Here is a 15,463-nt window from a genome sequence, read left to right as displayed (position 1 = left end):
TTAGCAAAAGACAAGCTTTAGGTGATTAAAAGATTGTCTTTCAATCGAATAAGTTTGTTACTGGATTGCTTCATTTAAATTGTGAGGAGGTTTTTAATGTTTTGAAAAAAAGATATCAACCCCTTGATAGTTATCAGCGAAAAGGGAAGATCTATTCCCTTATTGATTATGTTATTCTGGGTGCCGCAATGATTTTTGAAAAATATCATAGCTCCCCAATATGGCCTTTGACAATTCATGGAAAAACGGAATTCGTTGCTGTCGGTTTATCGACGGTGAGCTTTTGTGTGCTTCTTCTAGCTTTTGAGAGAACCTCCAGTTCAAATTGTCATAAATTGGTTCCGAAACACAAAAAACATATCGCCGGCATTGAATTCTTTTTTTTCTTCTTGCCTGGTTTTTTAATCTTAATTTTCACTGCTGATTCTTTGACTAGGAGCATCTCTCGAAAATTACCATTGGAGCAAATTGCGTATCATTTGGAGCGACTCTACTTTCTTCATTTTTTTATGATGTTCTATGTTTTGTTGCGGTGTGTATTGGCTTTCAACTATTATCAAGCCTTTTATTACGAAGATAAAAAATGCAAGATGTTCTATGTCTTGGTTTGTTTTTTTGTAGGCATAGGTATCATTCGTGTTCTTCTGGGGGTTCTTTCGTTAGTTGTCTCGTTCATCTATCACTTCTAAAAAATCCATAGCAAAAAGACAAACCCTAGCTTGATATGGTTTGTCTTTTTCTTACGCTATTGTTTACCAGATCTGCACACGATCTTCTGGTGCACGATACATAGGGTCACCAGGTTTGATATCAAAGGCTGTATAGAATTCATCGATATTTTGGACTTGGATATTGGCACGTAGTTTCGCTGGTCCGTGGACATCGATCGACAGTAAGAGCTGTTGGTATTGTTCTTTGGCTTTTGTACGCCAGATCTTTGCCCAATTGGTGAAGAAGTCTGCTAAAGAAACATCGCTTTCTTTTTGCGCTGCTTCTAGCGCACAGCTTAGTCCGCCTGCATCGGCGATGTTTTCAGAAACAGTCAACGTTCCATTTACGGTACCGCCGGCAAAGGGCAGGCCATCAAACTCGTCGATCATCGCTTGAGCTAAGCGTTCAAAGTGGGCCAAATCTTCTTCTGTCCACCAATTGTTTAAATTACCATATTCATCAAATTTTGCCCCGTTGTTGTCAAAGGCGTGGGAGATCTCATGAGCAATGACCGCGCCGATCCCCCCATAATTTGCGCTGGTGGATTGCTCCAAACTATAAAAGGGCGCTTGTAAGATTGCCGCTGGGAAAACGATCACGTTTTTAAATGGGTGATAGTAGGCATTCACGGTAGCGGCGGACATTTCCCATTCCTCGCGATCCACGGGCTGCTGCCATTTTTTGAAGGCATCTTCTCGGAACAAACGATTGAAATGCAGGGCATTTGCCAGCAGACTTTTCTCTTCATCGGTATGCAATTGGTCATAAATGGCAGGAACTTGATCAGGGTACCCGACATGGATGCCTAAACGATTCAATTTGATGATCGCTTTTTGGCGAGTTTCTTCACTTAACCACGTGTTGTTGCGCAAACGATCTTGGTAGACAGCAATCATTGTTTCCACCATGTGTTTGACGTCTTTTTTCGCCGTTTCCCCAAAGTACTTGCGTCCATAATAATCACCGATCACTTGACTAAAATGACCCATCGTTAAGTAATAAGCCGCTTTTTGTTGGGGAGCCGCTTCATCGATCCCTGATAAGTAGCGACTGTAGGTTCCGCCTAACTGACGCAATTCTTCACTCAGATAGCTAGTATAGCGCAAGCTTTGGTTGACGATCATCCAGCCTTTCAAGAGTTCAAAATGGCTATCAGAAACAATAATGTCAAAGGCTTCAAAGTAAGCGGGTTCCGTTACGATCAGCTCTTCTGGTGTACCTGGTAAAAGGGCTGTCAAGAGTTGTCTAAAATCGATCTTGCTGGCTTGCTTTGCAAATTCTTCCAAGGAGCGAGGATTGTAATTTTTGCTATAATCCGCACTTTCTTCCGCACTGCGCACATGAGGGGCGATCAATTTATCAAAAGCGATCGCTTGCTCTACCAACGATTCCGCTTCTGCTTGGTCTTTTCCATAAGCAACTAAAACGTTGACGGCCATCTCAAAGTAGACTTGCAGCATTTCGCTTGCTTGGGGATTTTCTGTGTAATAGGTTTTATCCGGCAAAATAGTAGCAGGCGGATAGACAGACAAAGTATTCATTTGCGCATTTTTCATGTCTGCATCGACATCTAGTTGGAAAGGCAAGGCAATGCCATCTAAAACGAAACTTGCCAGTTGCTGATTCAATTCCTCATAAGAACGCAACGCTTCGATTTTTGCTAATAGTGCATTTGCTTCAGTAGCGCCAGCTGCCTCTCGTTGGGCAAAATCGCTGGCTAAGCGGTAAAAAGCCACAGCATCCTTCATGCGGCCTTTTGGCGTAGCATGGGGATCGTGTGCCATATTTTCAAATTCTGCGATCATTAAGGAATCGATTCCGTCAACGAGATCTTGGAATCCACCCGTAGCGGGTTTATCAGCTGGAATAACAGCGGTCTCCAGCCACTCGCCATTTACATAGTCATAAAAATCATCTTTTAACAAGGTTGTCATGTCTTTCGCTCCTCTCGCTTTCTACTATTATGAAACAAAATCTGTAAGGACGCAAAGAAAAGTTTTCTAGACGAAAAAGGGTTTTGATCCAAGTAGGAGGAGAATCTAAGGTATAATAAGAAAAAAGGCAGGTGAACGAGATGGAACAAGTAGAGTGGAAAGGGATCGCCGAAGAGCGGTTTCGTCCGTATAAGCAGTGGGTCACTCCTTCAGGGTATTTATGCGGCACCTATGCGGCAGCCGTCTTTTTGGCCTACTATCAAGATTACATCGATGAAACGATCATCCCGAAAGCGTTTCGTAGAAAAAAACAGCGAGATCTGACAGTAGTGACGGAAATGCTGCGGGTGCTGATTCAGCCTCATGGGTTGCCGACGATCGCTTGGCAAGTCAGTCATGGATTGACTCGGTTTTTCGATCAATTCCAATTGCCTTACCGCGGACGTGCGACTGTTGTTGGCGGCTGGCATCGAGCGTGCAAACGAATCGATGAAGGCAAACCGGTGATCATCGGTATTTTGAAGCCTTTAGGCAGCACGTATGGCAATCATTGGGTCGTGGCTTACGCCTACGCTGAAACCGCCAGCGGAGAACGCTATTTTAAAGTTCATGACAACTGGGGCAACTACAAAAAAGTGATTCCCGCCAGTTGGGTAAACGGTACCGTCACACTTCCTTGAACGAGACGGTTAAAAAAACAGTCACTTTGTGCTAGAATAGAAGAAAACAACCACATTCATTGGAGGCAATCATGGGCGAAAGTTATAAAGATAGTTCGTTGAAAATTTTTAGTTTAAATGGAAATTTACCATTAGCAGAAAACATTGCGAAAGTTTTCGGTACAGAACTAGGGAAGTCAAAAGTGACACAGTTTAGTGATGGAGAGATTGCCATCAATATTGAAGAAAGTGTGCGGGGCGACCATATTTATATCATTCAATCAACGAATGAACCCGTCAATGATCACTATTTAGAGCTGCTGATCATGATCGATGCCATGAAACGGGCTAGTGCGAAGACCATCAATGTCGTTTTGCCTTATTACGCATATGCACGGCAAGACCGAACGGCCAATCCGCATGAGCCGATCACTGCAAAATTGATTGCCAATATGCTGGTGGAAGCAGGGGCTTCTCGAATCTTGACGCTTGATTTGCATGCCGTCCAAGTTCAAGGATTTTTCGACATCCCAGTAGATAATCTCTTTACGATCCCATTGTTTGCCCATTACTATCGCGAACAAAAAATGACGGGTGACGACTATGTCGTGGTTTCACCAAAAAACAGCGGTGTCCAACGGACCCGTAGTTTGGCAGAATACTTAGATACAGCGATCGCGATCGTCGATCAAGATGAAGCCGATGGCGGCTATGTGATTGGTGATGTCGTTGGGAAAAAATGTATTTTGGTTGATGACATTTTAAATACCGGCCATACATTGGCAAAAGCGGCAGACTTGTTGAAGGAAGCTGGTGCCAGCGAAGTGTATGCTTGTGTCTCTCACGCCTTGCTTTCACCGCCTGCTAAAGAAATTTTGGATCAATCAGCGATTGAAAGTATTTGTGTCACCGATTCTTGCTGGACCAGCGAAGAACGCCATCCAGAAAAACTGCACTACATTTCTTGTGCCGAATTGATGGGGGAAGCCGTTCTCCGCATTCACGAAAATACACCAATGAGTCCATTGTTCCGCCTGGAAAGCAAAGAGTATAAATAAAAATATGAAAAGCACCCGCTATCCTTAGGGACAGCGGGTGCTTTTGCATGTAAGGGGAAGTGGACAAGACCCAGCGGATCAGTTCAACTGGTTGCGGTTTAAGACCGTTTCTCGTTTGATCAGCTTATGTGGTACAACCAGCTGTACGCCGTTTGAATCTTCATGATTCAATTGCGCCATCAGCCGTTCGGTAGCGATTTTTCCTAAGGACAACACGTTGATATCGATACTAGTCAAATACGGATGGGTCAAAGTAGCAAAGATCGAATTGTTGAAACTGATGATGGATAAATCGTCGGGGACTTTGTAGCCATACATCGTCGCTAATTGAATGATCCGTACAGCAAACAGATCATCGATCACGACGATGGCCGTTGCTTGGGATTCTTTGATCGTCTCTTCGAACGTGACGTAATCTTCCGCTTTTTCAAAGGTCAATGCTGGATAAAAGGGGAGATTTGCCAGCATCATGGCTTTTTGGTAGCCGAAGAAACGCTCGAAATACAGGTTTTCATGGGTCGTATTGGTAGCAAATAATATCTTCGTATGCCCTTGGGCGATCAGATGCTCGGTTGCTTGCTTGCCTAACAACTGGTTGTCATTATCGACAAAAACGATTTTGTCTTCATTGCTGTATGGTTGACCAATCAAGGTAAAAGGAACTTCTTTTTCGACCAGATAGTCGATGATTGGGTCTTTTTCATCGGAATAGACCAAGATAAAGCCATCTACTTGTTTTTGCAGGTGCATCCGTTCCACGTTTTTTAGCAACGTAGTAAAATCACGGGCGGAGGCGACGGCAACTGTCATTTGATGATGACGGGCCTCTTCGTTGATGGCCTCGATCGTTTCTAAATAAAAGGGGTTTCCTAGTCGTTCTTTCGAATCAAGGGGCGGCAAGATCACGCCGATGGCACTAGATATCTGTTTGCCGAGATTTCGAGCCGCAAGATTGGGGACATAGCCCATTTCTGCCATTACTTTGCGCACTTTCTTCTTGGTATCTTCAGAAATGCTGGGATGATCGTTTACGACACGAGAAACCGTGGATGTAGCGACGCCAGCCTTTTTGGCGACATCTTTGACCGTAATGCTCACTGATTTCCCTCCTTTTTTAGCTTATAGTATCACAAAGTGTCGGCACAAGGGTAGAGCCAATCAAAAGAAAGAAGAAATGCAGACATTTCTTCTTTCAGAAGGCTTGTTTAGTTGATCGCTGTACTGATTTCGTCTTCTAAAACATAGTCTTTGCCATACAACTTGATTGGCAATGCCTCACCGCTGATTTTCTTCAAAGTCACCGTTGACTCATTGACGGAAACAAAGAGCAGACGTCCACGATAGTTGATGTGGAAGGCGTAGCGGCTCCACGTTTTAGGTAAGAATGGCGCAAACCCTAAGTGATCGTGATCAGTTTTCATTTGAGCAAAACCTTGAACGATCGCTAACCAGCTGCCGGTCATAGAAGTGATGTGCAAGCCATCATCGGTATCATTGTTGTAATTGTCCAAATCAAGACGAGCAGTCCGCTCATACATTTCCAACGCTTTTTCTTCCATGCCTAATTCCGCTGCCAAAATCGCATGGATACTTGGAGAAAGGGAAGATTCATGCACTGTCATCGGCTCATAGAAATCAAAGTTCCGTTGTTTTTCTTCTTTGCTGAATTGATCGCCGAAGAAGTAGATACCTTGCAAAACATCGGCTTGCTTGATAAAGCAAGAGCGCAAGATATGATCCCACGACCAATTTTGGTTTAACGGCAAATGTTTTGAATCAAGATCGGAAACGGGCATCAAGTCTTTGTCTAAGAAGGTATCATGCTGGACGAACACACCAAGATCTTGGTCTTCTGGGAAGTACATATTGTCGATGATGTCTTGCCATTTGGCTTGTTCTTCGTCAGAGATCGTGACCGTCGCTTCGTCTTTGAAGGCTTCATAGCTGGCTAAGGTATAAGCTAAGACCCAAGTAGCCATTTTATTGGTGTACCAGTTGTTATTGATATTGTTTTCGTATTCGTTTGGTCCTGTAACGCCATGGATCATGTATTTTTGCTGGCGTTTTGAATAGTGGACACGATCTGCCCAGAAACGTGAGATCGCGCTTAACACTTCTAATCCTTCTTTTTTCAGGTAACTTGTATCGCCAGTATAATTCGTATAGTTGTAGATGGCATAAGCGATGGCACCATTTCGGTGGATTTCCTCGAAAGTGATCTCCCACTCATTGTGGCATTCGATCCCAGTGAAGGTCACCATTGGGTAAAGGGCACCTGCTAAGCCTTGTTTTTGCGCATTGATATGGGCTTGCGGCAATTGGTTGTGACGGTATTTCAACAAGTTACGGGTCACTTCTGGTTTTGCTAATGCCAAATACAATGGAACTGCATAGGCTTCGGTATCCCAGTAAGTCGCACCGCCATATTTTTCACCAGTAAAGCCTTTCGGTCCAATGTTCAAGCGCTCGTCTTCGCCATAATAGGTTGAAAACAATTGGAACAGGTTGAAACGAATCCCTTGTTGCGCCGCAGCATCGCCTTCAATGATCACATCGGCTAAATCCCAGCGGGCTTTCCAAGCAGCGACTTGTTCTGCACGTAACGCATCATAATCTGCTTTGTATAAAGTGCCTAATTCGGTGACTTTTGCTGGATGATCATGAGCGGGAACATCACGACTCGTAACGATCAAGACTTCTTTGATCAATGAGAAGGTGTCACCGGCTGCCCCAGAAAAGGCAAAGGTATCAGCGACGCAAAGTTCGCTTTTCACGGAATCAATCGGTGTTTGGCTATGACGCATAGCAGAAGTGACAGTAAAGCGTTCAATGTCAAAATTATTTTCTACGGTCCGAGTCGTCAAGTAATGGAAGGTTTCGGTTTGGCCATGAGCCAATTCTTCCCAGAAACGTTCGTCGTAGTTGCTGTCTTCGTTATGGACGTTGTTATCTAGTTTAGAAACGATTTTGATCTCAGCGTCGCCTTCAATGATCTCAGCATCCATCTTAATGAGGGCAAGTTCACGTTTTACGATGCTCAAGAAGCGTTCAAAAGAGAATTTAACCGTTGCACCTGCCAAAGTGACAGTAAAGTTGCGGCGTAAAATCCCGGTTTCCATGTCTAGTTCTAAACGGAAATCACTTGGGCTGATTTTTGCTAAGTCGACTAATTGGTCATTGACAAATAGGTCCATTGCAATAAAGTTGACCGCATTGATCACTTTGCCAAAATAATCAGGATAGCCGTTTTTCCACCAGCCAACACGGGTTTTGTCTGGGTACCAGACACCTGCGATATAAGTACCTAAGTGATGGTCGCCGCTGTATTGTTCTTCGAAGTTGCCGCGCATTCCCATGTAGCCATTACCGATGCTTGTTAGCGACTCTTGCAGTCGACGATTTTCTTTATCTAAGGTAGATGTCGCGATTTTCCATGGATCGATCTCGAACAATCGTTGGATTTTTTTCATGAAAGTCCCTCCAGAATCTTTTTGATATCTCTATCATAAGCGCAAACGATTGCATCGTCAAGTGAAAGTTGTTGCGTATAAAGAATTTCCTATTAGGAAACATCGAGAAAGAGAGATTCAGTTATATAAAGGTGAAAAGCGAATAGAATCCCTTTTGATATTTCTGGGTTTACAAAATCTTTTTTCTCCGTTAGAATGAAATCATTAAGAAACCGATTGCGTAAATCGATTCAGGGAAGGAAGAAGGAAGATGAAAAAATTATTGAGCTTCGAATTTTGGCAAAAATTCGGAAAAGCGCTAATGGTGGTTGTCGCTGTTATGCCAGCCGCTGGTTTGATGATCAGTATTGGGAAAACGATCCCAATGATCAATGCCGACTGGGCATTTTTGATCACTACAGGAGGCGTCATTGAAAACATTGGTTGGGCAATTATTGGTAACCTGCATTTATTATTTGCATTAGCTATTGGTGGTAGTTGGGCTAAAGAGCGAGCTGGTGGGGCATTTGCTGCTGGGATCGCCTTTATTTTGATCAATCGGATCACTGGTTCGATCTTTGGCGTGACGAGCGCGATGTTAACCGAAGAAGGCGCCTTTACCCATACGTTGTTTGGGACGAAGATCATGATCGACGGCTTCTTTACTAGTGTATTAGAAGCACCTGCTTTGAACATGGGTGTCTTTGTTGGGATCATCGCTGGTTTTGTGGGAGCAACAGCTTACAACAAATACTATAATTTCCGCAAATTACCGGATGCGCTTTCCTTCTTTAACGGCAAACGCTTCGTACCTTTCGTAGTGATCGCCCGTTCAGTAGTCGTCGCATTAGTGTTATCGATCGTTTGGCCTTACATTCAGGCAGGCATCAACAACTTCGGTTTATGGATCGCACAATCACAAGAAAGTGCGCCCGTTTTAGCACCGTTCTTATTTGGAACCTTGGAGCGGCTGCTCTTACCATTCGGGCTGCATCACATGTTGACGATCCCGATCAATTACACCGAATTAGGTGGAACTTACACGATTCTTTCTGGCGCACAAGCCGGCACCCAAGTCTTTGGACAAGACCCACTATGGCTTGCTTGGGCAACAGATCTAGTGAATATGCGCAATGCTGGCGATACGTCACAATATCAATTTTTATTGGAAAACTTTGTTCCTGCCCGCTTTAAAGTTGGACAAATGATTGGTTCATCTGGGATCTTGATGGGCTTGTCTTATGCCATGTATCGCAATGTCGATGCGGACAAACGGCACAAATATACCTCTATGTATTTATCAGCTGCTATCGCTGTCTTCTTGACAGGGGTAACGGAACCGTTGGAGTTCATGTTTATGTTTGCTGCCGTACCGCTTTACATCGTTTATGCAGTCGTACAAGGGGCTGCGTTTGCGATGGCGGATATCGTCAACTTACGGGTCCACTCTTTTGGGAATATCGAGTTGTTGACCCGTACTCCAATGGCGATCAATGCCGGCTTAGGACAAGATTTGATCAACTTTGTGTTAGTGACCATCGTCTTTGGTGTTGGGATGTATTTCTTGGCCAACTTCTTGATCAAAAAATTCAACTTTGCAACACCAGGTAGAAACGGCAACTACGAAACAGAAGGAGCCAGCGATGCGCCAGCAACAGCTTCGGCGGATGGCAATTTGAACCCAGATTCGCAAGTCGTGAAAATCATTCATTTATTAGGCGGACGTGAAAATATCGCCGACGTTGATGCATGTATGACCCGTTTACGGGTCTCTGTGAAAAATCGAGAAGCGGTCGGCGATGAAAAAGCATGGAAAGCCGCAGGGGCTTTAGGCTTGATCGTAAAAGACAACGGTGTGCAAGCAGTTTATGGACCGAAAGCAGATGTCTTAAAATCAGACATTCAAGATATCTTAGATTCTGGTGTCACGATTCCCGAACCGACGGCTAGTCAAGCACCAGTAGAAACCACTACCCACCAAAGCCAAGGCGTGACAGCTGAACTAGCTGCCGTTGCCACTGGAGAAGTGATGCCGATCACCTCTGTCAAAGACCAAGTATTTGCGGAAAAAATGATGGGTGACGGTTATGGCGTGCGTCCAGAGCAGACGACAGTTGTCGCACCAATCAGCGGGAAAGTCACCAACATCTTCCCAACGAAACATGCGATTGGCTTGCTTTCTGATGAAGGCATCGAAATATTGGTTCACATGGGCTTAGATACTGTTGACTTAAACGGTGCCCCCTTTACGGTAGCTGTCACTGAAGGACAACAAGTGGCGGTGGGTGACAAGTTAGCGGAGATGGATCTCGCTGCAGTAAGTGCTGCTGGCAAAGACACCACCATCGTTGTAGTGTTGACCAACAGCGATCAAATCGATTCCTTTGAATTGACCCAAATCGGCAAGCAACAAGCAGCCGCAGTTGTTGGAATCGTAAAACTATAATAAAATGACAAGCGGGTCGACTCTTTTGTTGACCCGCTCTCTTTTATTTTTTAAAGGAATCGTACAAGCAAACCGAGAGAAGGAGCCTTATTCATGAAGGTATTAACATTGAACACCCATAGCTGGTTAGAAGAAAATCAGCTAGAAAAATGCAAGATGATCGCACAAGAGATTGCAACAGGCGACTATGACATCATCGCCTTGCAAGAAGTCAACCAAACGATCGCTGCTCAAACCATCGTTCCTGATGGGCTATATTGCCCCACAGATACGCTGGTGGAAATCAAGGAGGACAATTTTGCTTTACGCCTAGTGGAAGAACTGCAACTGTTAGACTGTGATTACTACTGGTCATGGACCTACAGTCACGTAGGCTATGACATTTACCACGAAGGCAATGCCTTATTGTCCAAACAGCCCATCATTGCCAAAGAATACCTTGCTTCACAAGCCACGGATGTCTGGGATCATACCACACGCAAAAACCTGAGCGGCGTGACTGAAGCCGATGGACAGATCGTACAAGTCGTTAGCTGTCATTTTTCTTGGTGGCAAGACGGTAAATTTGCCTACGAGTGGCAACAGACAGAAGCATTTTTAGCAGAACGGGCAGATACCTTATTGATCCTAGGAGATTTCAACAACGATGCGGCCAGCTCTGGTCATCAACTCGTCCTTGACAGCTCCTTACAGTTGCAAGACAGCTTTTTAACGGCTACCGAAACGATCGGTGAAGCCTCTGTCGTTAAAGCCATTGATGGTTGGCAAGACAATCGAGAAGCATTGCGGATCGATTATGTTTTTGCATCCAAAGACTTGCAAGCAACGGAATATGAAGTCGTTTTTGACGGAACGCGTACTCCGATCGTCAGCGATCACTTTGGAATCAAAGTGGTTTTTGCTTCAAAAACAGATCCAAACTAGCAGAAGCGACAGCAAAAAAGCAGTGCCAATCGGCACTGCTTTTCTTTTTGGGGAAGTTAAATCGCTGATCGAACAAGGAGGAAAAAGAATAAACTCAATAAAAGAATGAATGCTAATGCCCCGTAGGTAAAACTCTTTTCGCCCCAAGTTGCGTTTTCCTCCTGACTCGAAAGACTTCTTCTTGTAAAAAAGACGAGTCCTGCACCGATTACATTCGCTGTCAGCAACTGCTGGAAGAAGATCAGGAATAAATACTGACCCAAAAGGCCTTTTTTACTCATGGAAAACCGTTGAATAAAGTACAGGCAAGCCCCTTGCAGCAAAAGGAGACTACTTAACAAGACCCCTAAAGCGGCTAACGGTTGCGAGTTGAGGTACTGGGCAAAGGTCATCCCATGGTTGAAGGCAGTCAAGGAAAGATAAAGATAGTAAGCACCGGCGATCAAAAGCCAATAACTCAGTAAAATCAATGGAAACGCCCATTTTCGTTTAGTCATGGTTGCCCTCCTGTAAAGTGAATAGTCCGTAGGAACGGATCAAATAATCAATCAAGCAGCTTAGTCCGATCAAAGACTGGCTAGGGATTTTCTTGCGACCGATTTGAAAAAAATCGCAATAATAGGTCAGGTGAAACGTTGAATGGCGAGCAAAATAATTATCTCCTGGCGCACTCAATGTCAAAACGGGAATCTGACGAATCGCAAACGTCGTCAGATTCTCTTTGACGTTTTCTGTTTCGCCGCTCAGTGAGGCGATGATCACACAGTCTTCGGCAGTGATCATCGGCATGACCATATCAAATTCCGTTTTGTTCGGCAATACGATCACTCGTTTTTCCATAGAAAGCATCATTTTGGAAAACTCCTCCAGTGCTTTCTTTTGGGAAAACCCAGTTGGGTAGCAGTAGATGGTTTTGCTGCGGTCAAACAAGCGGTTGAGGGCAGCTAAGTCTACCGTTTTTACATAGTTGAGGGTGGCGAAAATATCCTCTTGTTGCTTTTCAAAAATCGTTTTTTGTTGCGAAATCGTTGTTGCCTGTTCTTGCTGATGCCGTAGAAAATATTTGAACTCGGAATAGCCAGAAAAACCAAGTTTTTTCGTCAACCGTAAAATAGAAGACTTGGAGACGTGAACCTGCTCGGATAGCTCGACGATCCCCATAGATAGAACGGTGTCGCCGTTGGAAAGAATGTAGTTTAGAATGCCACGATCAAGTTCACTTAACTCTGATTGGTGCTGTTGAATCAAATACTGTAATTTCACAAAAACCCCTCCTTATTGATTAAGTATAGCTGAAAAGCCAGGAGGGGAGGCGAAGAACGCTGGCTAGTGTAATTCTGGCCAAAAGGCTTGATTTGCTTCAATCAATTCATCGAGTAATTCTTTGGCTACACGGGCATTTGGAACCACTTTTGAAAGAATCAGTGCTTGCCATAATTTCTGGTAAGAACCCTCTGCCCAAGCTTCCACGACTAATTTTTCCACGGCGACTTGTTGTTCCATCAATCCTTTTTGGAAGCGAGGGATCTTGCCTTGTGTGATTGGTTCTGCCCCGTTACTGCCGACGATACAAGGCACTTCCACCATTGCCTGTTCATCAAAGTTGACGATCGCTCCTTCGTTAGGCACGATCAACAGCATCCGTTCTTGCGTGTTATAAGCAATCGCTCGTGCAAGGTCAACGATGTAGCTGGCGTGTTCATCCACTTCAAGCGTGGTGTCAGTCGCTGTCTGGTTTTCTACGATGCGTTGGCATTCACCAAAGACGTGTTTTTCGCGGCCAGCCATGACTTCATTTGCCCGTGTAAAAGATGGGTTGGTGTGCGCCACTTCATCTTGAGGGAAAAAGTAATACTTCAAGTAGGTATTTGGCAAAGTGGATGGATCAACTTCGTATACTTCTTTTGCTTTGGCAAAGGTGTGCATCCAGCTGGCATCAGCATGTTGGCTCGCTTCGATTTCTTCTGGCAATGAATAGCCGTATTTTGCCACATGCGCCTGGATCTGTGGCAGCAAATCATTGCCAGCTTTGTCTCGTATATCTGTCCACCAGCCAAAGTGATTCAAGCCATAATAGCGAACCACCAACTCTTTGCGAGAAGCTAAACCGATCGCTTGCGCCATCCGTTCTTCGATTCCCACTGGCATATCACAAATATTAATGATCTTGGCATCAGGGCGCAATTTACGAGTCGCTTCTGCGACGATCGCTGCAGGATTGGAATAATTCAACATCCACGCATCAGGGGAATATTTTTCCATATAATCGACTAACTCCAATACACCGCCGATAGAACGCATCCCATAAGCGATCCCGCCAGGACCACAAGTTTCTTGGCCGACCACACCATATTTCAAAGGGATTTTTTCATCCTTTTCGCGCATCGCATACAAGCCAACTCGGATATGCGCCATCACAAAATCGACATCCTGAAATGCGGTTTCGGGATCAGTGGTTGCTAAAAAGCTGATTTCGGGTGCACGTTCTTTCAATAAAATCTCACAAGCTTGTGCAACTTTTTCTTGTCGTTCTTCCAAATTGTCGTAAAATTTGATTTGGCGAATCGGGAAACGATCCAAGTGTTCCAAAAGCATCAAGACGATTCCTGGGGTAAAGGTACTGCCGCCTCCGGCGATCACGACTGAAAATTTTTTCATTTTTGTTTCCTCCTTAGTCTGATACAGCTAATAATTTTTCGAATTGTTCTCTCACTTGTGGCACATCCAGGCCAACGATCACTTGGAAGGCGTTGCCGTTGCGAACGACACCATGGGCACCAGCGCCTTTAAAGATGTCATCTGGCAGCACTTGGTCTTGATCTTTGACGGTGATTCTTAGGCGAGTGGCACAATTAGTGACTTTATCAATGTTGTCGCGACCGCCAAACCCTTCTAAGTAGACTGCGGCTTGTTCGGTGTAGCGATTGGCACCAGCAATCACTGGCGTTCCAGTGTTGGCTTGTTTTTCTTTGTAATCTTTTTTTGTGTATAGTTTGATTTCGCTATTGTTTTCTTCCCGTCCTGGTGTGGCTAACTTAAATTTGAGGATCAAGAAGCGGAAAACAAGAAAATAAAGGGCAGTAAAGGCTAACCCGATCACCAGCTGCGTGAAGATCATACTGCGATGATTTTGAAATAGCGGAATCCAGACCTTCGCCAACAGATCGATCAAGCCGCCCCCCATATCTCCAACGACCCCGAAGGCAAACATCGTTGCCGCCATGGTCGCTGCTAAAACAGCGTGCACCGCAAAGAGGGGTGGTGAGATAAAGAGGAAGGTGAATTCCAATGGCTCAGTGATACCAGCTAAAACGGCAGTTAAAGTGGCAGGGATCAAAATCGCTAAGACCTTCTTTTTGTTCTCAGGCTTGGCTGTGAAATAAAAAGCAGCAGCGATCCCTGGTGCAGCAAAGATCTTAGAATTGCCATGTAAAGCAAAGCCCCCTTCAGGGAAAAGCTCTTTCAATGGTCTGGTGGATTGGGCAAATTCTTGTAAATGTGCCATCCAGTATTTGGAGATTCCTTCTTCGACGACAGCGGGACCAAAAACAAAGGGGGTATACACGAAATGATGGAGACCTGTGGGAATCAATATTCGCTCTAAGAAAGTATAGAGCCAGACCCCAAAGACCCCAGCACTTGCTAGAAACCCTTGCATGGACCCAATGCCAGCTTGGACTTTCGGCCAAATCAATGCGATCAAGAAAGCAACTGGCAGCATTAAAAAGAAACCGAGGATCACGACAAAGGAAGAGCCTTGGAAGATTCCGAGAAAATCAGGCAGCTTCGTATCGAAAAACTTGTTGTGAAGATAGACGACGATCGCCGAAATAAAAATTGCTCCGATAATACCAGTATCTAATGTTTTGATGCCAGCGATCATTTTCAAGCCACTCTCACCGCCGGGATCAGCTGCAAAGTTGACACCGAAGAAGTTACCGAAGTACTCGATCATGCCAGAAATAAAATAATTACAAGTAATATAGACGACAAAGGCTTCCATTGCCGCTCGCGCATTGGCTTTTTTTGCGAGACCGATCGGTAATCCAATGACAAATAATAATTCCATTTGGTTGAAGACCGTCCACGCTCCGTTTTCAATGATCGTCCAAATGTTGTACCACGTAGAGCCTTCAGTGGCGATGCTCCCCACAAGCATCGGATTTTTAAAGATAATACACAGCGCGACCATGATCCCTGAAAATGAAAACAAGAGGACCGGGGTAAACATCGCACCGCCAAACCGCTGAACTTTTTCCATCATAATTTCTTAACATCTCCT

Annotated in this window: 12 protein-coding genes; 5 read left to right on the top strand and 7 right to left on the bottom strand. The window is 44.6% G+C overall.

Features of this window, described 5'->3' with window-relative positions:
- Positions 1-101: 101 nt before the first annotated feature.
- The gene (locus tag ECA1_RS01825; RefSeq protein ID WP_060791574.1) at positions 102-689 is read left to right on the top strand and encodes a hypothetical protein; all 588 of its coding nucleotides are present in this window, start codon (positions 102-104) and stop codon (positions 687-689) included.
- A 63-nt stretch (positions 690-752) separates the two neighbouring features.
- On the opposite strand, the gene ECA1_RS01820 is transcribed toward ECA1_RS01825, so the two are convergent.
- Complete coding sequence (locus ECA1_RS01820; RefSeq protein ID WP_060791573.1) at positions 753-2,645, bottom strand: M13 family metallopeptidase; 1,893 nt, start codon at positions 2,643-2,645, stop codon at positions 753-755.
- Between the two features lie 140 nt (positions 2,646-2,785).
- Between ECA1_RS01820 and ECA1_RS01815 the strand changes: the two genes are divergently transcribed.
- Both ECA1_RS01815 and ECA1_RS01810 read left to right on the top strand, forming a co-directional pair.
- Positions 2,786-3,325, top strand: coding sequence for a C39 family peptidase (locus ECA1_RS01815; RefSeq protein ID WP_005233534.1), 540 nt, complete (start codon positions 2,786-2,788; stop codon positions 3,323-3,325).
- Positions 3,326-3,396: 71 nt separating this feature from the next.
- Positions 3,397-4,362, top strand: a complete 966-nt coding sequence (locus tag ECA1_RS01810; RefSeq protein WP_060791572.1) for a ribose-phosphate diphosphokinase — start codon at positions 3,397-3,399, stop codon at positions 4,360-4,362.
- Positions 4,363-4,440: 78 nt separating this feature from the next.
- On the opposite strand, the gene ECA1_RS01805 is transcribed toward ECA1_RS01810, so the two are convergent.
- Entirely contained in the window at positions 4,441-5,460 is a 1,020-nt protein-coding gene (locus ECA1_RS01805) for a LacI family DNA-binding transcriptional regulator (protein ID WP_060791571.1), read from the bottom strand.
- Positions 5,461-5,567: 107 nt separating this feature from the next.
- Positions 5,568-7,832, bottom strand: a complete 2,265-nt coding sequence (locus ECA1_RS01800) for a glycoside hydrolase family 65 protein (protein WP_060791570.1) — start codon at positions 7,830-7,832, stop codon at positions 5,568-5,570.
- A 250-nt stretch (positions 7,833-8,082) separates the two neighbouring features.
- Between ECA1_RS01800 and ECA1_RS01795 the strand changes: the two genes are divergently transcribed.
- Together ECA1_RS01795 and ECA1_RS01790 are read left to right on the top strand one after the other, a co-directional pair.
- Entirely contained in the window at positions 8,083-10,257 is a 2,175-nt protein-coding gene (locus ECA1_RS01795) for a PTS transporter subunit IIBC (RefSeq protein ID WP_060791569.1), read from the top strand.
- Positions 10,258-10,350: 93 nt separating this feature from the next.
- On the top strand, positions 10,351-11,181 hold the full coding sequence (locus ECA1_RS01790) for an endonuclease/exonuclease/phosphatase family protein (RefSeq protein WP_060791568.1): 831 nt from the start codon (positions 10,351-10,353) through the stop codon (positions 11,179-11,181).
- Between the two features lie 56 nt (positions 11,182-11,237).
- Here ECA1_RS01790 and ECA1_RS01785 read toward each other — a convergent pair whose 3' ends face one another.
- The 4 genes from ECA1_RS01785 to ECA1_RS01770 all read right to left on the bottom strand — a co-directional run bounded on the left by ECA1_RS01785 (position 11,238) and on the right by ECA1_RS01770 (position 15,445).
- A complete protein-coding gene (locus ECA1_RS01785; RefSeq protein WP_005233546.1) occupies positions 11,238-11,678 on the bottom strand; it encodes a hypothetical protein in 441 nt (146 codons plus the stop codon).
- On the bottom strand, positions 11,671-12,444 hold the full coding sequence (locus ECA1_RS01780; protein WP_010749064.1) for a MurR/RpiR family transcriptional regulator: 774 nt from the start codon (positions 12,442-12,444) through the stop codon (positions 11,671-11,673). The genes ECA1_RS01785 and ECA1_RS01780 overlap by 8 nt, the downstream gene beginning before the upstream one ends.
- Positions 12,445-12,507: 63 nt before the next feature.
- Entirely contained in the window at positions 12,508-13,839 is a 1,332-nt protein-coding gene (locus ECA1_RS01775; protein WP_060791567.1) for a 6-phospho-alpha-glucosidase, read from the bottom strand.
- Between the two features lie 13 nt (positions 13,840-13,852).
- Positions 13,853-15,445 (bottom strand): alpha-glucoside-specific PTS transporter subunit IIBC, encoded by a 1,593-nt coding sequence (locus ECA1_RS01770; protein ID WP_060791566.1) that lies wholly within the window; start codon positions 15,443-15,445, stop codon positions 13,853-13,855.
- Between the last annotated feature and the right edge of the window lie 18 nt (positions 15,446-15,463).

The sequence above is a fragment of the Enterococcus casseliflavus NBRC 100478 genome, assembly GCF_001544095.1.
Taxonomy (GTDB): domain Bacteria; phylum Bacillota; class Bacilli; order Lactobacillales; family Enterococcaceae; genus Enterococcus_D; species Enterococcus_D casseliflavus.
This window is presented reverse-complemented; position numbering and strand designations above follow the sequence as displayed.